Genomic DNA, 19,808 nt, shown 5'->3' with positions numbered 1-19,808 from the left:
CTGAATTGGATTGGGCAGCCTGCCCTGACGGAGACCGACCGTGAAGCGTACCTATCAGCCCTCCAAGCTCGTCCGGAAGCGTCGCCATGGTTTTCGCGCCCGCACGGCGACGGTGGGTGGCCGCAAGATCCTGACCAACCGTCGTGCCAAGGGTCGCAAGCGCCTCAGCGCCTAGGCTCTGCCGGAGGGAGGGAGCCATGCCGGGCCGCCTGCCCCGGCTGACCCGGCGCGGCGAGTTTCTCCGGGTGGCCGGGCGTGGCCGCAAGGCCGCACGCCCCGGCCTGGTGCTGCAGGCCCTGCCGCAGCCCGGAGGGAAACTGCGCCTGGGCTTCACCGCGACCAGGAAGATCGGCAATGCCGTGGTCCGCAACCGCGCCAAGCGCCGGTTGCGCGAAGCCGCGCGGCTGACGCTGGCCGCGGCGCCGCCTCCGACCGGTTCGGGTGGCTGGGACCTGGTGCTGATCGCCCGCGACGCCACTGCCGGCCGGCCCTTCGCGCAATTGCTCGGCGACCTGCGGGGCGCGCTGCGCCAGGCGGGGGTGATGCCGGCCGAGGTGGCGCCCATGGTCGCGCCAGGGCCGGTGCCGTCATGAGCCCGGGTTCCCTGGCGCTGAAGGGCGTGGTGCTGGCCTATCAATGGACCTTGCGGCCGGTGCTGGGCTGCAATTGCCGCTTCCATCCCTCCTGCAGCGACTATGCGCTGGAGGCGCTCTCCACCCATGGCGCGATGCGCGGCGCCTGGCTCGCCGGCACCCGCATCCTGCGCTGCAACCCCTGGCATCCCGGCGGCTACGACCCGGTGCCCGATCCCCGGCCATCGGCCGGCCGAGAATCTCCCCGGCCCCAGGCCGGTCAGGACGCCCGCCGGCTTCAGGCCGGCCAGAAAGGCTAGCCCCGTTCCATGGATCAGAAGCGCCTTATCGCGGCGATCGCCCTTTCCATCGGCATTCTGCTGCTGTTCGACCTGTTCAACCGCCCGGCGCGGGAGGCGCAGCAGCAGCAGCAGCAGGCGCAGGTGCAGCAACCGGCGCAGGTGCAGCAGCCGGCACCCAGGCCCGGCCCGGCCGGGCCGCTCGGCGCGCCGACCGACGCCGCCCCCGCCGCCGGCACGCCGCGCGAGCCCGGGGCGCGGCTGCCGGTGCAGGGGCCACGGGTGCAGGGCACGCTCTCGCTCCGCGGCGCCCGGCTGGATGACCTGGTGCTGCGCGACTACCACGAGACGGTGGACCCCGCCTCGCCGCTGGTGCGGCTCCTGGCCCCGCGGGAGGGCGCGGCACCCTATTATGCGCAATGGGGCTGGACCGCCGCCGATGGCCGCACCCGAGTCCCCGGCAACGACACCGACTGGCAGGTGGCGGAGGGCACCACCCTGGCCCCGGCCTCGCCGGTCACGCTGCGCTGGGACAATGGCCAGGGCCAGGTCTTCGAGATCGTTCTGGCCCTCGACGAGAATTACATGCTCACCGCCGAGCAGCGGGTCCGCAACACCGGCGCGGAGTCGGTGCAGCTATTGCCCTGGGCCCGCATCCGCCGCGAGAGCACGCCGCCGACCCAGGGTTTCTACATCCTGCATGAGGGCTTCATCGGCGTGCTCGATGCCCGGCTGCGGGAAGTGACCTATTCCTCGGCGAAGGACGAGGCCGCCAAGCGCAGCGGCATCGCCTTCGAGCAGGAGGGGGCCGGCGGCTGGGCCGGTTTCACCGACAAATACTGGCTGACCGCGCTGGCGCCGGTCGATCCCATGGCCAGGTTCCGCGCCACCTTCCGCGCCGTGCCGGAAGCCGGCCCGCGTGGCCCGGAAGACCGCTGGCAGGTGGATTTCGCCCCGCCCGCGCCGCTCACCGTGGCGCCCGAGGCAACCGGCGGCGGCCAGGCGCTGCGCCTGTTCGCCGGCGCCAAGGAGGTGCATCTGCTGGATGCCTACCAGGACCGGCTGGGCATCACGGATTTCGACAAGGCGATCGATTTCGGCTGGTTCTACTTCCTGACCAAGCCGTTCTTCTACGCGCTCGACTGGCTGTTCAAGCTGTTGGGCAATTTCGGCGTGGCGATCCTGGTCTTCACGGTGGCGCTGAAGCTGGCCTTCTTCCCGCTGGCCAACAAGGCCTACAAGTCGATGGCCCGGATGAAGACGCTCGGGCCGAAAATGCAGGAGATCAAGGAGCGCTACAAGGACGACCCGGCCAAGGCGCAGGCCGAGATGATGGCACTCTACCGGACCGAGAAGATCAACCCGGCCTCCGGCTGCCTGCCCATCGTCATCCAGATCCCGGTGTTCTTCGCGCTCTACAAGGTGCTCTTCGTCACCATCGAGATGCGGCACGCGCCCTTCTTCGGCTGGATCCACGATCTTTCCGCGCCTGATCCCACCAACCTGTTCAACCTGTTCGGCCTGCTGCCCTTCGACCCCATGCAGTGGTCGCACTTCCTGCACATGCCGGCCTGGGCGCTCATCATGGGCGTGACCATGTACCTGCAGCAGCGCCTGAACCCGCAGCCGCCGGACCCCGTGCAGGCCAAGATCTTCCAGTGGATGCCGATCATCTTCACCTTCATGCTGGCCAGCTTCCCGGCCGGGCTGGTGATCTACTGGAGCTGGAACAACCTGCTCTCGATCGCGCAGCAATGGACCATCATGCGCCAGGACCGCCTGGCCAAGGCCGCCCATGGCGCGGCGGTGCCGGTGCCGGCGGCGAAGCCGAAGAAGGGGTGACCGGCCCTGATCGCGGACGGCCGGAGGACGGGAGCGTGAATCAGGGCCGCAACACGGGCCCTGATCGCGGACGGCCGGAGGACGGGAGCGTGAATCGGGGCCGCGACCAACTCCCCGCAGGCGGCCTCTCCGAGGCCACCACCGAGGAACAGCGGGCGGCGCTGATCGAGGCCGGGCGGCTGCTGTTTGCCCGGCCCTGCACCTTCTTCTACGCGGCGCAGCGGATCGACCAATTGCCGCCCACCACCGGGCCGGAGGTCGCCTTCTGCGGCCGCTCCAATGTCGGCAAATCCTCGCTGGTCAATGCGCTCACCGGGCAGAACGCACTGGCCCGCGTATCCCATACGCCGGGGCGGACGCGGCAGCTCAACTTCTTCGATCTCGGCGGCAGGCTGACCCTGGTGGACATGCCGGGCTATGGCTATGCCCAGGCCTCGAAAAGCGTGAAGGAGGACTGGCAGGGGCTGATGTTCGATTTCCTGCGCGGCCGCCCGACGCTGCGCCGCGTGGTGCTGCTGCTGGATGCGCGGATCGAGACCAAGCCCGCCGACCGCATGGCCATGACGCTGCTGAACGAGGCCGCCGTCGCTTTCCAGATCGTGCTGACCAAGGCGGATGGCGCCAAGCCCTGGTGGCTGGCGCAGCGCCGGGCCGAGGCCGAGGCGCTGGCCCGCAGCCACACCGCCGGCCACCCCTTGGTGCTGGTGACCAGCAGCGAGACGGGGGAGGGCATCCCGGAACTGCGGGCCGAGCTGACCTCGCTGGCCCTGCCGCCGGCCGAGCCCTGGGCGCCGCCGCCGCCCCGCGCTTGACCCTGCACGGCCCGCCCCTTAAGCGCGCAACGCCATCGCGGGAATCCCGGCCCATGACCGAACCGACAGCCGACCAGATGGAGATCCTGGCCGGCGCACTGCCTTTCCTGAAGCGCTATGACGACCAGATCGTCGTGGTGAAATACGGCGGCCACGCCATGGGCGAGGAGGAGACGGCGCTGCGCTTCGGCCGCGACATCGCGCTGCTGGAGCAGGTGGGCGTCAACCCCGTGGTGGTGCATGGCGGCGGGCCGCAGATCAACGCCATGCTGAAGCGGCTGGACGTGAAATCCACCTTCGTCCAGGGCCTGCGCGTCACCGACGCGCAGATGCTGGATGTGGTGGAAATGGTCCTTGCCGGGCCGGTGAACAAGCAGGTGGCGGAGGCCATCACCCGGGCCGGCGCGCTCGCGGTCGGCATCTCGGGCAAGGATGGCGGGCTGGTGCGGGCCCGCAAGCTGACGCGCAGGGTCCGCGACCCGTCGAGCCATATCGAGCAGGTACTCGATCTCGGCTTCGTCGGCGAGCCGGAATGCGTGGATACCCGCGTGCTGAAGCTGCTGATCGGCGCCGATATCGTGCCGGTCGTGGCCCCGGTCGGCATCGGCGCCGATGGCCAGACCTACAACATCAACGCCGATACCGTGGCCGGCGCCATCGCCGGTGCGCTCGGCGCCGAGCGGCTGCTGATGCTGACCGATGTACGCGGCGTGATGGATGGCAGCGGCCGGATCGTGTCGGAGATGACGGTGGCCGAGGTGCGCACCGGCATCGCCGCGGGCTGGATCTCGGGCGGCATGATCCCGAAGGTCGAGACCTGCATCTATGCCATCGAGCAGGGGGTGAAGGGCGCGGTGATCCTGGATGGCCGCGTGCCGCATGCGGTGCTGCGGGAGCTGTTCACCGATGGCGGCGCCGGGACGCTGATCAAGCCCTGATCCTGCGGCGGGGCGGACTCAGTCCTCCCGCTCGGCCAGCAGCTCGATCTGCCAGCGCATCTCCTCGGGCGAGAGCGGCCAGCCGCCATGCTCCGCCGCCCCCAGCGCATTGCCGGGGGCCAGGTGGCCGAGCGCGGTCTGCGCCAGCATGGCGCAGCGCGGGCTGAATCCGGCCTTCCAACAGAGGCTGACCAGCCCCTTGGCGCTCCGCAGCCGGATCGCCTGCTCCACTAGGCTGGCGGGCAGGCCGGCGGCCTCGGCCAGCAGCCGGGTCATGCCTTCGCGGTCGCCGCGCAGCCCGGCATCCTCGAAGGCCTGCTCCGGTGGCATCAGCGGCGCCCCACGCGCCGGCAGGGCCGCTGGGTTGCCGGTGGAGGGCACCGCCAGGCGCTGCGCCACCCGCTGGCGCAGCGCTTGCGCCAGGCCGGGATCGAGATCCGGCCGGGCCGCCAGCGCGCCCAGCAGATGGTCGGCGATGCACACCGCCAGGTTGCGCGCCGCATGCGGCGGCAGGCAGGGGCGGCGGACCAGGCTTTCCTGCCAGGCGGTATGCGCCGCGGCATTGGCGATCAGCGCGTCGAGCGTCGATTCGCGGATGGCGGCGGAGGGATTCTCCAGCAGCAAGCCAACGATGCCAGGATCGGCGGCGGCAACGATCGCATCCGACAGCGCCTCGCTCAGCCGCGGCCGGCGGGCGACCGCGGCGACGGTTTCCGGCACCGGCGGGGCCGCCACCAGCGCCAGGAGGTCTGCCTCGGTCAATTGCGGGGAGAAGCGGATGACCGGCTCCGCCACCTCCATGGCGGCGTCGCTGGCGAGGCGCAGGATCAGCTCCCGTGGCGCATCCGGCATCGCCTGCAACTCCTCGGCGATGACGGCGCGGACCATGACCGCAGTATCGGCGGCAAGGTCGCAGAGGGTGCTCCAGGCCAGTTGGCGGAGCCGATCCTGCTGCGCCGCCGCCAGGGCAGGGGCGAGCTGGGCGAGCTTGCGGCCGAGCACGGCGCGCACCCGGGGCTCCGCATCCGCCGCCAGCAGCCGGTCGGCCTGGGCCGGCGTCGCGACATTGGCGGCGACCGCGGCGCGTACCATCACCTCGGGCGCGCCGGCCAGGAAATAGAGGATCTCCGGCGCGGCATCGGGCAGGCAGGCCAGGGCGACCCGCTCGGCCTCCCCGCCCGCCTGCGCGATGTGCCTGGCGGTGTCGTAGCTGGCGGGGTTCACGGTGGAATCTCCGGCGCAACGGACCAGGCGTTCCGCCCCGCCCGCTTGGCGACATACATGGCGGCATCGGCGCGGGCGAGCAGCGCCTCCGGCGTTTCCACCCCATGCCCCGGCCGGGCACAGCCGATGCTGAAGGTCAGGGCGGCCGCGCCGCTCCGCAGCAGCGGCGGCAGCAGGGTGGTGGCGGCGGCACAGATGGCGGCGGCGCGATCGGCCGCGGCAGCCGCATCGGCACCTTGCAGCCAGAGCGCGAATTCATCGCCGCCGATCCGGGCGACGAGATCGGTGGGCCGCACCATCTCCCGCAGCAGCCCGGCCACCGCGACCAGCGCCGCATCGCCGGCCTCATGGCCCAGCAGGTCGTTGATCGGCTTGAAGTTGTCGAGGTCGATGAACAGCAGCGCACCGCCCGGCCGATGCTCCTCCGGGGCCTGCGCCAGCCGGTCCAGCCTGCGGCGCAGATCCTCCAGGAAGGCGCGGCGGTTGAGCAGGCCGGTCAGCCCCTCGGTCCGGGCCTGCAATTCCAGTTCCCGTTGCAGCACCTGGTTGCTGAGCGTGACGAAGGTCAGGTCGGCCAGCGAGGCCAGCAGATGCCGGTCATCGGCATCGAATTCGCGGCCGCCAGCGGCGCGCCAGACCAGCAGGGCGTGGCGCGGCGTGGCGCGATACGGCTGCGGCAGCAGCGCCAGGTGCTCGCCCCCCGGGCCGGCCAGGAAGCGGGGTGCCGCAATTGCCGGGAGGAACTGGAGCGCGGTGAGCAGCGGGGTCGGGTCGGCGCCATGCCGCGCGCCCACCAGCAGGCCGCCGGCGGGCTGGCACTCCAGCATCGCGGCGCCGGCGCAGCCGAGGGCGGGGGGCAGTGCTTCGAGCATCGCCGTCAACATGCGCGGCGCCAGGACCTCCTGCCGCACCCGGCGCACCATGGTTTCCAATGCCGCCGCGCGGCGGAGCGCCGCGGCCTGCGCCTCGGATTCCGCGATTTCCGCGGTCACGTCGCGGGCGGTGCCGCGCAGCCCGGCGAAGCCCCCCGGCGGCATCGGTCAGCGGCATCAGGGTGAAGGACAGGCAGGCGGGCGCCGCATCCGCCTGGTGAAGCCAGGCGATCATCCCCCGCACCGGCTGGCGCAGCGCGAAGGGATCGGGCTCCGGCCGCAGCAGCAGCCGCCGGGCGGGGCGGCCGAGCAGCGCCGCGCCGTCCCAGCCCAATGCTCCATCCGGCGCCAGGAAGGTGAGGCGGTCCGCCGCATCGGTCTCGAAGACCAGGTCCGCCGCCAGCATGGTGAGGTCCCGCCAGCGCTGGCGGGATTCCAGCAGGGCGCCGCGCAGCGGCTGGTCGAGTGCCGCCGGCCCATGCAGGCGGGCAGGTGCCGTGCGGGGCAGCACGGTGGCGCCCATGGCGCAGGCCTCCAGAGCCTCGGTTTCGGCGGGGTCCATGCCTGGAAGCTTGGCCGGCAGGCGGTGAATCCCTGGTTATCGCCGCCGCCGTTGTATTCGTGGCGGCGCGTTGACAGCCGCCCTTGGGCATCGGCATGGTCCGGCGCCATTCGAACCCCGCCCGATGCAGGAACCAGCAGGATGACCCATTCCGCCCTCCAGGCCCCGATCGAAGCCCTGTGGGAGCGCCGCGATTCCGTCTCCTCCGCCACCGGCGGCGAGGACCGGGCGGTGGTGGAGGCGGCGCTCGACCTCCTGGACCGCGGCGAGGCGCGGGTCGCCGCACCGGACGCGGCGGGCAATTGGCAGGTGAACCAGTGGTTGAAGCAGGCGGTATTGCTCTCCTTCCGGTTGACCGATTCGGCGCCCATGGAAACCGCGGCCGGTGCCTATGACAAGGTGCCGCTGAAATTCGCCGGCTGGGGCGCCAACCGCTTCCGCGAGGCCGGCTTCCGCGCCGTCCCCGGCGCCGTGGTGCGGCGTTCGGCCTTCATCGCGCCGGGCGTGGTGCTGATGCCGAGCTTCGTGAATGTCGGCGCCTGGGTCGGGCAGAACACCATGGTGGATACCTGGGCGACCGTCGGAAGCTGCGCCCAGATCGGCCGCAACTGCCATCTTTCGGGCGGGGTCGGCATCGGCGGCGTGCTGGAGCCCTTGCAGGCCAACCCGGTCATCATTGAGGACGACTGCTTCATCGGCGCCCGCTCCGAAGTGGCGGAGGGCGTGGTGGTGGAACGCGGCGCGGTGCTCTCCATGGGCGTCTTCATCGGTGCCTCCACGAAGATCATCGACCGCGCGACGGGTGAGCTCTTCATGGGCCGGGTGCCGGCTTATTCGGTGGTGGTGCCGGGCAGCCTGCCGGGCAAGCCGCTGCCGGACGGCTCGCCGGGGCCGAGCCTCTATTGCGCGGTGATCGTCAAGCGGGTGGATGCGCAGACCCGCGCCAAGACCTCCATCAACGAATTGCTGCGGGACTAGCCGCGCCTTGCGGAACACCCCGACCGACCCGCTGCCGCTCGCGCAGGCGCTGATCCGCTGCCGCAGCGTGACGCCGGCCGATAACGGCGCGCTGGCCGTGCTGGAGGCGGCGCTGCGGCCGCTCGGCTTCACCTGCCACCGGCTGCGCTTCGGCCCCGAGGGACAGGAAGTGGAGAACCTCTTTGCCCGGCGCGGCACGGAGGGCCCGCATTTCTGCTATGCCGGCCATACCGATGTGGTGCCGCCCGGCACCGCCGGCTGGGTGGACGATCCCTTCGCCGCGGCGGTGCGGGATGGCGTGCTGTACGGGCGCGGCGCCTGCGACATGAAGGGCGGCATCGCCGCCTTCGTCGCCGGGCTCGGCGATTTCCTGGCCGCCAATCCGAGCCACCCCGGCAGCATCAGCCTGCTCATCACCGGCGACGAGGAAGGCCCCGCGCTGGACGGCACCGCCCGCGTGCTGGACTGGATGGCGGCCAATGGCCAGATCCCCGACATGGCGCTGGTGGGCGAGCCGACCTCCCGCGCGGCGCTCGGCGACATCGTCAAGATCGGCCGGCGCGGCAGCATGACCGCCTGGATCACCGTCTTCGGCACCCAGGGCCATAGCGCCTATCCGCAGCGCGCCGACAACCCGGTGCATCGCCTGCTGCGGGTGCTGGGGCGCCTGACCGCCGAGCCGCTGGATGCCGGCAGCGCGTGGTTCGAGCCGAGCACCCTGCAGGTCACCGGCTTCGAGACCGGCAATGCCGCGAGCAACGTCATCCCCGCCGAGGCACGGGCGATGCTGAACATCCGCTTCAACGACCACCATGACAGCACTGGCCTGACCGAGCGGCTGCACGCCGCGCTGCGGGCCGAGGAGGCGCGCTACGAGATGCGCGTCGCCGTCTCGGGCGAGAGTTTCCTCACCTCGCCCGGGCCCTTCGTGGACCTGCTGAAGCGCGCGGTGGAGCGTGCCACCGGGGCGGCGCCGCGGCTGGATACCGGCGGCGGCACCTCCGATGCCCGGTTCATCGCGCGGTTCTGCCCGGTTGCGGAGCTGGGTGGCCTCGGCAGCAGCCTGCACCAGGTGAATGAAAGCGTGCCGGTGGCGGAATTGCGCGATCTGGCGGCGCTCTACCGCATGGTGCTCGAGGAGGCATTCGCCTGAGCGGGACCGGCCAGCAGGGCAGCCCGCCCCCGGTCGCGCCGCAGCCGCCACCACCGCTCAACATGGTGATCGAGGCCGGGCTGCGTGGCGCCTTCATGCTGGCGCGCGGCCATGCGCATGGGCTGATGCTGATCGAGGAGACGCCGGCCGGCGTCGCCCGCAGCTTCTGGGCCGCCGCCATCTGCCTGCCGGCCTTCCTGGCGCTCCGCTTCCTGGCCTGGTCCGGCGAGACGGATGCGGCGGCCGGGACCGGGCTTGCGCTGGTGGCCGAGCTGATCGGCTATGCCTGTGCCTGGGTCGGTTTCGCGCTGGCCGCCCTGCCGCTGGCCCGGGCGGTGCAGCGGGAAGCGGAATGGGCGCATTTCATCGCCGCCTGGAACTGGACCAATGTGGTGCAATACCTGGTGCTGCTGGCGCTGACCGTGCCGGCGGCGCTGGGCCTGCCGCCCCTGCTGGCGCAGGGGCTGGGGCTGGCGGCGCTGGGCTATGCGCTGTGGATCGAATGGTTCGTGGCGAAGGCGGCGCTCCGGCTCGGCAGCCGCCAGGCGCTGGGCTTCGTGGCGCTCGACATGGTCATCGGCATCTTCATCGGCGGGCTGGTGCGGAAGGTGTCGGGTGGCTGAGGCTCACACCCAGTCCGGCTCCTGCGGATAGCGGGCGAAGAGGAAGGTCAGCCCCTCCGGCGGCGCGGTCTGGCCAGCCTGGCCGCGGTCGCGGCCTTGCAGCACGCGGCGCGGCCATTCCACGCCGCGCCGGCCATCGCCCACCTGCACCAAGGTGCCGACCAGGTTGCGGACCTGGTGGTGCAGGAAGCTGCGCGCCTCCGCCAGGATCACCACCTCCTCGCCGAGCCGGCTGACCTCCAGCCGGTCCAGGGTGCGGAGCGGCGAGGCGGCCTGGCAGGCGGCGGCGCGGAAGGCCGAGAAATCGTGCCGGCCGAGCAGCCCCTGCGCCGCCGCATGCATCGCCACGGCATCGAGCCGGTGCTGGATGTGCCAGACCCGGCCGAGATCCAGCGCCGGGCGCGGCCGGCGGTTCAGGATGCGGTAGCGGTAGCCGCGGCGGGTGGCGGAGAAGCGGGCATTCCAGCCCTCCGGCGCCAGGGCGGCGCGCCGCACCGAGAGGGGATGCGGGCGGGTGTGGAAGTTCAGCGCCTCCCGCAGCCGCTCCGGCGGCAATTCGCGGGCGATTTCCATCTGCACCACGAGCGCCTCGGCATGCACGCCGGAATCGGTGCGGCCGGAGGCGATGGCGGTCGGCGGGATGCCGCCATTCAGCCGCGCCGCCGCTTCCTCCAGCACCTGCTGGACGGAGAGGCCTTCCGCCTGCCGCTGCCAGCCGACGAAAGGGGCGCCGTCGAATTCCAGCATCAGGGCATAGACGGGCATCAGCCCAGCGCCATGCCTGGCGGCAGCGGGAAGCCGCGCAGGAAATCGGCGGCAGGCAGGGGGCCGCGACCGGGGCGTTGCAGGCGGGTGAGGCGCAGCGCGCCCCGGCCGCAGGCGATGGTGGCCTCGCTGTCCAGAACCGTGCCGGGCGTGCCGCCGCCCGTGGCAGGTTCGGCCGCGAGCACCCGGATCGCCTCGCCGCCGGTTTCAAAGAAGGTGCCGGGCCAGGGGTTGAGGGCGCGCACGCGGCGGTCCAGCGCGGCGGCATCCTGGCGCCAGTCCAGCCGGCCATCCGCCTTGGTGAGCTTCGGGGCATAGGTCACGCCGGCTTCGGGCTGCGGCACGGCCGGTGGGTTCAGCGCCAGCGCCTCAGGCGCCAACCGGGCGCCGAGTTCCGCCAGCGCATCATGCAGGTCCGGGGTGGTGGTGCGCGGGCCGATCGGCACCTCGCCGCGCAGCAGCATCGGGCCGGTGTCCAGCCCCTCCTCCATCTGCATGATGGTGATGCCGGAGACCGCATCGCCCGCCAGGATCGCCGCCTGGATCGGCGCCGCGCCGCGCCAGCGCGGCAGCAGCGAGGCATGGATGTTGAGGCAGCCGCGACGCGGCGCTTCCAGCATGGGCGCGGGCAGGATCAGCCCATAGGCGGCCACCACCGCCGCATCGAGATCGAGCGCCGCGAAACCGGCATGCTCGGCCGCATCGCGCCGGAGCCGCGCCGGGGTGCGGACCGGCAGGCCGAGATCGAGCGCCGCGCGATGCACGGGGCAGGGCGTCTCGCGCTGGCCGCGGCCGGCGGGGCGCGGCGGCTTGCAATAGACCGCGGCGATCGCATGCCCAGCCGCATGCAGCGCCCGCAGCGCCGGCACCGCGAATTCCGGGCTGCCCATGAAGGCGAGGCGAAGCGGCCGACCCGGGCCGCTCACTCCCGCGCCTTCGCCTTCAGGTCCTTGGCCAGGCGGCGCAGGATCATGTTGCGCTTGAGCGGGGTCAGGTGGTCGATGAAGAGCACGCCATCCAGATGATCCAGCTCATGCTGCAGGCAGGTGGCGAGCAGCCCCTCCGCCTCGACCTCCCGGCGCGCGCCGGTGAGGTCCTGGAAGCGCAGCTTCACCCGGGCCGGGCGCGTCACATCCGCATATTGGCCGGGCAGGGAGAGGCAGCCCTCCTCCCGCACCGCCGTCTCGGCGCTGGCGGCGAGGATTTCCGGGTTCACCAGCACCATCGGATCGGGCTTTTCCTCCGGCTGCAGGTCCACCACCATGAACCGGAGCGCGGAACCTACCTGCGGCGCGGCCAGGCCGATGCCGGGGGCGCGATACATGCTCTCCAGCATGCGCGGCGCCAGGGCGCGCACCTGGTCGGCGTCGCCGGGGCCGACGGGGCGGCACTTGGCGCGCAGCCGAGGGTCGGGCACCAGCAGGATCGGCAGCAAGAGGTCGGCGTCGGGCGGGGTATCGGGCATGGCGCGGGGGAGCGTGTCTCGTTCTGCCGCCGGTCCAGGAAGGAGGAGCCTTGCGGCGAGGAAGCCCGCGGCCGGGATCGGCCACGGGGCGGAGCCGGCATGTAGCCCTCGCGCCAGCCCCTTGCAACGTCCGGGCCGCCCGACAACATCTGGGGCGCGGCGGGGTGCTTCGGGCCCTGCCGGCATGCTTCGCTCGGGATGAGGAGGCCCTGGCCATGTCACGCTCTTCGGTTTTTGGCTCGCCGTTGTTTCTCGGCTTCGACCATCTGGAACAGATGCTCGACCGCGTCGCGAAGAGTGCCGACGGCTATCCGCCCTATAATATCGAACAAACCGCCGATAACCGCCTCTGCATCACCCTGGCCGTGGCCGGCTTCGCAATGGACGACCTCCAGATCACCCAGGAGGACAACCAATTGGTGATCCGCGGCCGGCAGCGGGATGATTCCGAGGGCCGCATCTTCCTGCATCGCGGCATCGCCGCGCGGCAGTTCCAGCGCGCCTTCGTGCTGGCCGAGGGGATCGAGGTGGAGGGTGCTTGGCTCGACAACGGGTTGCTGCATGTGGACCTCCGCCGGCCGCAGCCGGAGGTGCGGGTCCGGAAGATCGAGATCACCGGCGGCAGTGCAGCCAAGGGCAATGGCGCGGCCAAGCCCTCGGCCGGTGGCGTGGGGCATATGATCGTGGAAGGGCGTGCCAATCGGGGCGAGAGCCTCTGAACCGGGCGCCAGCTAGCGCATGGGCCATGCAGCCATGCGGAAAGGAGATGACATGATGAGCGGCAAAGATGGTCCGGGCGGCGCGCAGCCGCCGGTCTCCCTGAAGCAGCTTTCCGTGGCGGATTGGGCGCGTTTCGGCCTCCAGGAGGTCGCCTATATCCGCCCGGTCCTGGTGAATGGCGTGCAGGCCATCGCGATCCACGCCGCGGACGGCACCCCGATCGGTGCCGCGCCCAACGCGCAACTCGCGATCGCCGCCATCCTGGAGAACGAGATGGAGCCGGTGCTGGTGCACTGAACTCCAGGATCGCGCCCGGAACCTCCCCCGCAAGCCTGCGGGGGAGGGGGAAGCGCGGCGTTCAGGCCGCGGGGGTATCGATCCAGCCGACGCAGCCATCCGGCCGGCGATAGACCACGTTCAGGGTGCCCGATCCGCTGTTGCGGAACATCAGCACCGTCAATTGCGCCAGATCCAGGCGCATCACCGCTTCACCCACCGATAGCCTGACGATCTCGGTTGCCTGTTCCGCCACGATGAGGCTGCGGTCCGGCGTCCCTTCCAGGGCGTGGCCGTTCACCGTTCCGGCCTCGTCCTCCGGTGTGGAGGCCGTCTCCTCCGTCTCCTCCTCCGGCTGCAGGATGTATTGAGTCGCAGTTTCGGCCTCGGTGCGGTTCTCCGCCTGGCTGCGGGCGTGGTCGTTCACCCGGCGGCGGTAGCGGCGCAACCGCTTGGCGACATGCTCGGCCGCCACCTCGAAGGCCCGGTGGGCATCGGCGCCTTCCCCCCTCGCCCCGCATCAGCAGGCCACGGCCGGCCTTGAGGTTGATATCGCAGGCGAAGAAGGACCGGTCGCGGCGGAAGGTGACATTCGCCTCCACTGCGTGGTCGAAATACTTGCGTGCAATGGTATTGAGGCCTTCCCGGACATGCGTCTTCAGCGCCTCGCCGGTTTCGACCTGCTTGCCCGCAACGGTGATGTGCATAAGGACCAACCCTCCTCTCAGTGTCGGGAAGGGTCCGCCCGGTTCACCGGCGGCGGCCGCACGGCAGTATTGCCGAGGGGCTCCGTCTTGTACCGGCCGATCAATGCCCCCAGGGCTGCGCCCCAGGGAATGACTGGCCGGCAGGGTCAGGCCGGGACGGCCTTTTCCCGCTTGCGCTGCACCGAACTCGGTATCCGCAGCGCCTCCCGGTATTTGGCCACGGTCCGGCGGGCGATGTCCACGCCTTCCTGCCGCAGCCGATCCACGATCGCGTCGTCGGAAAGGATGGCCTCCGGGTCCTCCGCCCCGATCATCGCGCGGATGCGGTGCCGCACCGCCTCGGCGCTGTGGGTTTCACCGCTGCCGGTGCCGGCGATGGCGGTGGTGAAGAAGTACTTCAACTCGAAGGTGCCACGCGGGGTTGCGAGGTACTTGTTGGCCGTGACCCGGCTGACGGTGCTTTCATGCATCGCCACCTCCTCCGCGACATCCCGCAGGATCAGGGGCCGCAGATGGCCGACGCCATGGCGGAAGAAGCCATCCTGCCGCCGGACGATCTCGCTGGCGACCTTCAGGATGGTGGTGGCGCGCTGTTCCAGGCTCTTCAACAGCCAATTGGCACTCTGTAATTGCTCCGCCAGGAAGGCCCGGTCGTCGCGGGAGCGGAGACCGGTCTGGGCACGGGCATGGAAGCCGCGATTAAGCAGAACGCGCGGCAGCGTCTCCGGGTTCAATTCCAACAGCCAGCCGCCATCGGGGGCGCGGCGCATCAGCACATCCGGCACCACCACCGGCGCGGGGGCGCTGTCGAAGCTGGCGCCGGGCTTGGGGTCGAGGCGGCGGATCTCGGCGATCATATCCGCCAGGTCCTCCGCATCGACGCCGCAGATCTGCATCAGCGCCGGCCGGTCGCGCCGCGCCAGCAATTCCAGGTTGTCGAGCAGCGCCGCCATGGCGGGGTCGAGCCGGTTGCGCTCGGCGAGCTGCACGGCCAGGCATTCGCGCAGGTCGCGGCAGAACATGCCGACCGGGTCGAAGCGCTGCATGCGCTGGCGCACCGCGGCGACCTTCGCCACCTCGCAGCCAAGCGCTTCCGCCAGCGCCTGGTCCGGAACCGCCAGCCTGCCGGCGGCATCCACCAGCGCCAGCATCTGCGCCGCGATCAGCCGGTCCTGCGGGTCGCTGAAGGTGAGGCGAAGCTGCTCGCCGAGATGCTCGCGCAGCGTCCGCCCAGCCCCGGCCAGGTCCTCGACGCCGGAGAGGTCATCGGCGAAATCGGCGCGGCCGCCGCTGCCATGGGGGGTCTCATAGCTGCCGCCGGAATCGTAGACATTGCTCCAATCGGCATCGAGTGGCGCCTGCGCCTCGGAGGGCAGGGAATCGGAGGTTGCGGCGGCGTGGCTGTCAGGGGTGGCGGGCGCGGGCGGCAGCGGGTCGGCGCGGAGGCCGTCATCGGGGCCGGGCAGGACACGCTCGTCGCGTTCCAGCAGCGGGTTCCGCTCCAGCTCCTCCTCGACGAAGGCGGAAACCTCGATATTGCTCGACTGCAGCAGCTTGATGGCCTGCCGCAGCTGCGGCGTCATGACCAGCGACTGGGATTGCCGGAGGTCGAGGCGGGGGGCCATGCTCATGGCGGCAGCCCCGGATGGGACGTGGCGGCTACCGGCATGGCGGGGTCAGAGACTGAACCTCTCGCCGAGATAGACGCGCCGCACGCCCTCATGCGCCACGATGTCGCGCGGCGTGCCCTCCATCAGCACCTGGCCGTCATGCAGGATATAGGCGCGGTCGATGATCTCCAGCGTCTCCCGCACATTGTGGTCGGTGATCAGCACGCCGATGCCCCGGTCCTTCAGGTGTTTCACCAGATCGCGGATCTCGCCCACCGCGATCGGGTCGATGCCGGCCAGAGGTTCGTCCAGAAGGATGTAGGAAGGATGAGTGGCCAGCGCGCGGGCGATCTCGCAGCGCCGCCGCTCGCCGCCGGACAGCGCCAGGGCCGGGGCGCGGCGGAGATGCGCGATGCCGAATTCCGCCAGCAGCGCATCCAGCATCTGCTCCCGGCGGTCGCGCACCGGCTCCACCACCTCCAGCGCGGCACGGATATTGTCCTCCACCGAGAGGCCGCGGAAGATCGAGGCCTCCTGCGGCAGGTAGCCGAGGCCGAGGCGGGCGCGGCAATACATCGGCAGATGCGTCACGTCATGCCCGTCCAGCACCACCTGGCCCTCGTCGGGCTGCACCAGGCCGGTGATCATGTAGAAGGTCGTGGTCTTGCCCGCGCCGTTCGGGCCGAGCAGCCCCACCGCCTCGCCGCGCCGCAGGCTGATGGAGACGTTCCGCACCACCGGCCGCTTGCGGTAGCGCTTGCCGAGCCCGGTGGCGGAAAGCCCGCCCTCTCCGGGCAGGGCGCGCAGCGGGCCTTGCCCGATGCCGATGGCAGCTTGCCGATTCATCGTCCGCGGCGCTCCGTTGGGGCGGACCCGGCGCCGGGCAGCGCCGCCGCCGGGTCGCCCTGCTGCTGGTTCGGCAGGATCAGGCCCTGCACCCGGGCGCCGGGCGCGGCCACCAGCCGGGCCACGCCGGTCCGCATGTTCACGATCGCCTCCCGGCCATTGAGCTGATTCTCGCCGCGGGTGATGCGGACATCGCCGAGCAGCCGGGCCATACCGGTGGCCGGGCTGTAGACGCCGCGATCGCCGCGCACCACATCGGTCGGCGTGCGGATCTCGACATTGCCGAAAGCCTCGACACGGTCGATCCGGCCGGCACCCGGCACCTCCTGTTCGCCCTGGGCCGCCGGGCGGGCCACCGGCGGCGGCGAGGTCTGGCCGGGCGCGGCGGGGCCTTCCAGGAAATAGGCAACCAGGGTGTCGGCGGTGATGCGGCGCCCCTCCTGGGTGTCCACCACCACCGCATTGCCGCGCGCCACCGCCATGCGCCGCGCGCTCCAGTATTCCAGGCTGTCGCGGGCGGTGATGGTCTGCTGCGGCGTGGTGAGGGACAGGTTCCGCCCGCTCAGCACCAGCACCGCCTGGTCGATGTCATAGACGGCGCGCTCGCCCCGGGCGGTATCGGTGGCGGTGGAGATCTTCACCCCGCCCTCCGCCTCCAGCCGCCAGATCTCGCTGCTGCCGCCGAGCGCCGATTCGCCGGGCGCCCCGGTGGCCGGGGGCGGCGGCGCGGCCGCCCGCCCGCCGGTGGGACGGTAGCGGGCCAGCAGCCGGTCCGCATCCACGGTGACGCCGCCGCGCACCGCGCGCGCATTGCCGCGGGCGATCACCACCTGCTCCGCCTGGCGCCATTCGATGCCGTCGGTGGCGGTGACATCCACCGGCCCGCCCTGCGAGAGGTCGATGCCCTGGGCCGGCGCCCGGTCCAGCACGGCGCCGGCCAGCGGCAGGGCCAGGGCGGCGGCGAGGAGCAGGCGCCTCATTCCCGGCCGCCTTCCAGCACCGCATGGGCGCGGCCGGTGAAGACCACCACCGCGCCGCGATCCGCCAGGCGGAAGCCCTCGGAGGTGAGGGTCCCGAAGGGACCCTGCGCCGCCACCGGCTGGTCGCCGCTGGCGGTTCCGGCATCGATCTCCACCGCGGCCTGATCGGTCCGCAGCATGGTGCCGTTGTCGTGGTAGATCGTGACCTCGCCGGCGAGGTCGAGATGGCTGTCCGGCTTGTCGTAGCGGCCCTTGCGGGCCTGCAGGTAGATCCAGCCGCCATCGGTCAACAGGATATCGGCGCGCGGCTCATCGAGGTCGAGGATCTCGGCGCTGCCCTGCTGCTGCCCGGCATTGGCGGTGACGGTATAGGGGCGGTTCAGCTCGTCGATGCCCTGGTAGCGCGGGTTCACCACCCGCAGCGCCTCCGGGCGCGGCTGCGTGGTGCGGCGGAAGCTGACGCGGGAGCGGTCCTCATTGCCCTCGATCTCCGGCCAGAACACCACGAGCGCGAGCAGCGCCAGCGCCAGCGCCGGCAGCAGCCGCTTCGATACGCTGACGAAGAAGCGCCGGCGCGCCATCTGCCCCGAGGTCGGCGCCCGGCGCTGCCGGGAGGGCGGCAGCATGTGGCGGGACGGCGCCGCCATGGGCTTCTCGGCCACGGGGGAGGGCGCAGGGGTAGCCACAGGAATGGAAGAGGGCGATTCGGGTGGCGGACGGTCCGGCATGGCCTGGCTCATGCCACGCCCGCGCGCAGCAGGTCGTGCACATGCAGGATGCCGACCGGCGCGCCGGCCGCGTCCACCACGAAGAGCGCCGTGATCGAACGCTCGTTCATCAGCCGCAGCGCCTCGGCCGCCAGCGCCTCGGGGCCGATGCTGCGGGGGCCGCGGGTCATCACCTCCGCGGCGGTACGGGTGAGCAGGCCGCCTTCCGCTGCGGCGCCGCCGGGTTCCAGCGCCCGGCGCAGGTCGCCATCGGTGATGACGCCGACCAGCCGCCCATCCTCCACGATGCCGAGGCAGCCGAAACGCTTGGCGGTCATCGCCACCAGCGCGGCATCCATGCGGAGATCGGGCGGCGCCAGCGGCATCTCGGCACCGACATGCATCAGGTCGCGCACCCGGGAGAGCTGCGCGCCGAGCTTCCCGCCGGGGTGGAAGACGCGGAAATCGGCCGCGCTGAAGCCACGCCGGGTCAGCAGGGCCACCGCCAGCGCATCGCCCAGCGCCATCTGCATGGTGGTGCTGGTGGTCGGCGCCAGGCCCATCGGGCAGGCTTCCGGCGCGGCGGGGAGCACCAGCGCCACATCCGCGGCACGGGCCAGCGCGCTCTCGGCCCGGCCGGTGATGCCCACCAGCGACAGGCCGAAGCGGCGGGCATGGGCGACGAGATCGGCCAGTTCCGGGGTTTCGCCCGAATTCGACAGCGCCAGCACCGCATCCCCGGCCACGATCATGCCGAGATCGCCGTGGCTGGCCTCGGCCGGATGAACGAACAGCGCGGGCGTGCCGGTGGAGGCGAAGGTGGCGGCGATCTTGCGGGCGACATGGCCGGACTTGCCCATGCCGCTCACCACCACCCGCCCGGTGGCGGCGGCCAGCAGCCCGGCGGCACGGCCGAAGCCTTCGTCCAGCGCGGTGCCGAGCAGGCCGAGCCCCTCCGCCTCCTGGGCCAGCACGCGGCGGGCAACGGCGAGATCGGCATCGGCCCCGGGCTCTTGGCCGGGGCCGGGCGAGGAGGGAGTGAGGGAAAGGTCCACGGCCGGATGTATGGGCTGGCCTGCCCCCAGGGTCAACGAGCCGGTGGATGCTTCAAACAAGAATCATGCCAGGGCTTGCAGGAGCGTGGCGCGCGCTTAATGCGCGAGAATGTCCGGGTCCTCATAGCCCAGCAGGTCCAGCTCGCCCCGTGCCGGCAGGAAGCGGAAGCAGGCCTCGGCCAGGGCCAGCCGCCCCTCCCGCCGCAGCAGCCCCTCGAGCCGGGACCAGAGGGCGTGCAGGTGCAGCACGTCGGAGGCCGCATAGGCGAGCTGCTCCGGCGTGAGGTCTGGGGCGCCCCAGTCCGAGCTCTGCTGCTGCTTCGAGACCTCGACCCCCAGCAACTCCTTGCAGAGATCCTTCAGGCCGTGCCGGTCGGTGAAGGTCCGCACCAGCTTGGAGGCCACCTTGGTGCAGATCACCGGGGCCACCGTGACGCCGAGATGGCGCTGCAGGGCGGCGCAATCGAAGCGCGCGAAATGGAACAGCTTGGTCACCGCCGGGTCTTCCAGCAGGCGCTTGAGATTGGGGCAGTCGGCACCGCGGCCGCCGAGCGACTCGGGCAGGATCTGCACCAGATGCGCGTCGCCGTCGCCGGCCGAGAGCTGCACCAGGCAGAGCCGGTCGCGATGCGGGTTGAGACCCATGGTTTCGGTATCGATCGCAACCATCGGGCCGAAGGCGAGGCCATCCGGCAGGTCGTTCCGGTGCAGGCGGATCACGGCGCGGCTCCCTGTCCCACGGCCCGGGGCCATGGCGTTGCGGGCGAAGAGTGTCGTTGTCACTGCTGTCTCCCGCCGCGGG

22 protein-coding genes and 1 pseudogene are annotated in these 19,808 nt (G+C 71.6%); 11 read left to right on the top strand and 12 right to left on the bottom strand.

Going from position 1 to position 19,808, the window contains the following annotated elements; all coding sequences use genetic code 11:
• Window positions 1-40 precede the first annotated feature (40 nt).
• The 6 genes from rpmH (at window position 41) to argB (ending at window position 4,463) form a co-directional block, all read left to right on the top strand.
• Window positions 41-175, top strand: a complete 135-nt coding sequence (gene rpmH / locus KSF81_RS19520; RefSeq protein ID WP_217380381.1) for a 50S ribosomal protein L34 — start codon at window positions 41-43, stop codon at window positions 173-175.
• Window positions 176-197: 22 nt separating this feature from the next.
• Window positions 198-593, top strand: a complete 396-nt coding sequence (gene rnpA, locus KSF81_RS19515) for a ribonuclease P protein component (RefSeq protein WP_217380380.1) — start codon at window positions 198-200, stop codon at window positions 591-593.
• Complete coding sequence (gene yidD / locus KSF81_RS19510; protein ID WP_217380379.1) at window positions 590-892, top strand: membrane protein insertion efficiency factor YidD; 303 nt, start codon at window positions 590-592, stop codon at window positions 890-892. The genes rnpA and yidD overlap by 4 nt, the downstream gene beginning before the upstream one ends.
• 9 nt (window positions 893-901) lie before the next feature.
• Window positions 902-2,713 (top strand): membrane protein insertase YidC, encoded by a 1,812-nt coding sequence (gene yidC, locus KSF81_RS19505; RefSeq protein ID WP_217380378.1) that lies wholly within the window; start codon window positions 902-904, stop codon window positions 2,711-2,713.
• Between the two features lie 89 nt (window positions 2,714-2,802).
• Complete coding sequence (gene yihA, locus KSF81_RS19500; RefSeq protein ID WP_309139621.1) at window positions 2,803-3,525, top strand: ribosome biogenesis GTP-binding protein YihA/YsxC; 723 nt, start codon at window positions 2,803-2,805, stop codon at window positions 3,523-3,525.
• Window positions 3,526-3,578: 53 nt separating this feature from the next.
• The gene (gene argB / locus KSF81_RS19495) at window positions 3,579-4,463 is read left to right on the top strand and encodes an acetylglutamate kinase (RefSeq protein WP_217380376.1); all 885 of its coding nucleotides are present in this window, start codon (window positions 3,579-3,581) and stop codon (window positions 4,461-4,463) included.
• Window positions 4,464-4,481: 18 nt separating this feature from the next.
• On the opposite strand, the gene KSF81_RS31590 is transcribed toward argB, so the two are convergent.
• Window positions 4,482-5,687, bottom strand: a complete 1,206-nt coding sequence (locus KSF81_RS31590) for a DUF2336 domain-containing protein (RefSeq protein ID WP_217380375.1) — start codon at window positions 5,685-5,687, stop codon at window positions 4,482-4,484.
• Window positions 5,684-6,724: a GGDEF domain-containing protein gene (locus KSF81_RS19485; RefSeq protein WP_217380374.1), complete on the bottom strand. Its 1,041-nt coding sequence runs from the start codon at window positions 6,722-6,724 to the stop codon at window positions 5,684-5,686. Before KSF81_RS19485 ends, KSF81_RS31590 begins: the two co-directional genes overlap by 4 nt.
• Window positions 6,725-7,262: 538 nt before the next feature.
• Here KSF81_RS19485 and dapD point away from each other — a divergent pair.
• The 3 genes from dapD to KSF81_RS19470 all read left to right on the top strand — a co-directional run bounded on the left by dapD (window position 7,263) and on the right by KSF81_RS19470 (window position 9,875).
• Window positions 7,263-8,099 carry a 2,3,4,5-tetrahydropyridine-2,6-dicarboxylate N-succinyltransferase gene (dapD, locus tag KSF81_RS19480; protein WP_217380373.1) on the top strand — a complete coding sequence of 279 codons (837 nt, stop codon included), beginning with the start codon at window positions 7,263-7,265 and terminating at the stop codon, window positions 8,097-8,099.
• 7 nt (window positions 8,100-8,106) lie between these two features.
• Window positions 8,107-9,252, top strand: a complete 1,146-nt coding sequence (dapE, locus tag KSF81_RS19475; protein ID WP_254453626.1) for a succinyl-diaminopimelate desuccinylase — start codon at window positions 8,107-8,109, stop codon at window positions 9,250-9,252.
• Window positions 9,253-9,314: 62 nt separating this feature from the next.
• On the top strand, window positions 9,315-9,875 hold the full coding sequence (locus tag KSF81_RS19470) for a hypothetical protein (RefSeq protein WP_217380371.1): 561 nt from the start codon (window positions 9,315-9,317) through the stop codon (window positions 9,873-9,875).
• Between the two features lie 3 nt (window positions 9,876-9,878).
• Here the strand turns inward: KSF81_RS19470 and truA are convergent, their stop codons facing one another.
• From truA to def, 3 genes are read right to left on the bottom strand one after another with little or no spacing between them, the layout of a single operon-like run.
• Window positions 9,879-10,640 (bottom strand): tRNA pseudouridine(38-40) synthase TruA, encoded by a 762-nt coding sequence (gene truA / locus KSF81_RS19465; RefSeq protein WP_217380370.1) that lies wholly within the window; start codon window positions 10,638-10,640, stop codon window positions 9,879-9,881.
• On the bottom strand, window positions 10,640-11,530 hold the full coding sequence (gene fmt / locus KSF81_RS19460) for a methionyl-tRNA formyltransferase (protein WP_217381771.1): 891 nt from the start codon (window positions 11,528-11,530) through the stop codon (window positions 10,640-10,642). The genes truA and fmt overlap by 1 nt, the downstream gene beginning before the upstream one ends.
• A 32-nt stretch (window positions 11,531-11,562) precedes the next feature.
• On the bottom strand, window positions 11,563-12,105 hold the full coding sequence (gene def, locus KSF81_RS19455) for a peptide deformylase (RefSeq protein WP_217380369.1): 543 nt from the start codon (window positions 12,103-12,105) through the stop codon (window positions 11,563-11,565).
• 215 nt (window positions 12,106-12,320) lie between these two features.
• On the opposite strand from def, the gene KSF81_RS19450 reads away from it, so the two are divergent.
• Complete coding sequence (locus KSF81_RS19450; protein ID WP_217380368.1) at window positions 12,321-12,824, top strand: Hsp20 family protein; 504 nt, start codon at window positions 12,321-12,323, stop codon at window positions 12,822-12,824.
• A 55-nt stretch (window positions 12,825-12,879) separates the two neighbouring features.
• Window positions 12,880-13,122 (top strand): DUF1150 family protein, encoded by a 243-nt coding sequence (locus tag KSF81_RS19445; RefSeq protein ID WP_217380367.1) that lies wholly within the window; start codon window positions 12,880-12,882, stop codon window positions 13,120-13,122.
• A 61-nt stretch (window positions 13,123-13,183) separates the two neighbouring features.
• Here KSF81_RS19445 and hpf read toward each other — a convergent pair.
• From hpf to KSF81_RS19410, 7 genes and pseudogenes are all read right to left on the bottom strand, one after another.
• Window positions 13,184-13,808 (bottom strand): annotated as a pseudogene (gene hpf, locus KSF81_RS19440) (ribosome hibernation-promoting factor, HPF/YfiA family).
• A gap of 146 nt (window positions 13,809-13,954) precedes the next feature.
• Complete coding sequence (rpoN, locus tag KSF81_RS19435) at window positions 13,955-15,439, bottom strand: RNA polymerase factor sigma-54 (RefSeq protein WP_217380366.1); 1,485 nt, start codon at window positions 15,437-15,439, stop codon at window positions 13,955-13,957.
• 45 nt (window positions 15,440-15,484) lie between these two features.
• Window positions 15,485-16,264, bottom strand: coding sequence for an LPS export ABC transporter ATP-binding protein (gene lptB, locus KSF81_RS19430; RefSeq protein ID WP_217380365.1), 780 nt, complete (start codon window positions 16,262-16,264; stop codon window positions 15,485-15,487).
• Window positions 16,261-17,244 carry an LptA/OstA family protein gene (locus KSF81_RS19425; protein WP_217380364.1) on the bottom strand — a complete coding sequence of 328 codons (984 nt, stop codon included), beginning with the start codon at window positions 17,242-17,244 and terminating at the stop codon, window positions 16,261-16,263. The genes lptB and KSF81_RS19425 overlap by 4 nt, the downstream gene beginning before the upstream one ends.
• Window positions 17,241-17,891, bottom strand: coding sequence for an LPS export ABC transporter periplasmic protein LptC (lptC, locus tag KSF81_RS19420; RefSeq protein WP_254453625.1), 651 nt, complete (start codon window positions 17,889-17,891; stop codon window positions 17,241-17,243). The genes KSF81_RS19425 and lptC overlap by 4 nt, the downstream gene beginning before the upstream one ends.
• A gap of 89 nt (window positions 17,892-17,980) precedes the next feature.
• Window positions 17,981-19,006 (bottom strand): SIS domain-containing protein, encoded by a 1,026-nt coding sequence (locus KSF81_RS19415; protein ID WP_217380363.1) that lies wholly within the window; start codon window positions 19,004-19,006, stop codon window positions 17,981-17,983.
• Between the two features lie 96 nt (window positions 19,007-19,102).
• On the bottom strand, window positions 19,103-19,759 hold the full coding sequence (locus tag KSF81_RS19410; protein ID WP_217381768.1) for a ribonuclease D: 657 nt from the start codon (window positions 19,757-19,759) through the stop codon (window positions 19,103-19,105).
• Between the last annotated feature and the right edge of the window lie 49 nt (window positions 19,760-19,808).

Source organism: Siccirubricoccus sp. G192, from assembly GCF_019084075.1.
In the GTDB taxonomy this organism is placed as follows: Bacteria; Pseudomonadota; Alphaproteobacteria; order Acetobacterales; family Acetobacteraceae; genus G192.
The sequence above is the reverse complement of the archived record's forward strand: the minus strand, read 5'-3'. Positions and strand labels throughout refer to the sequence as shown.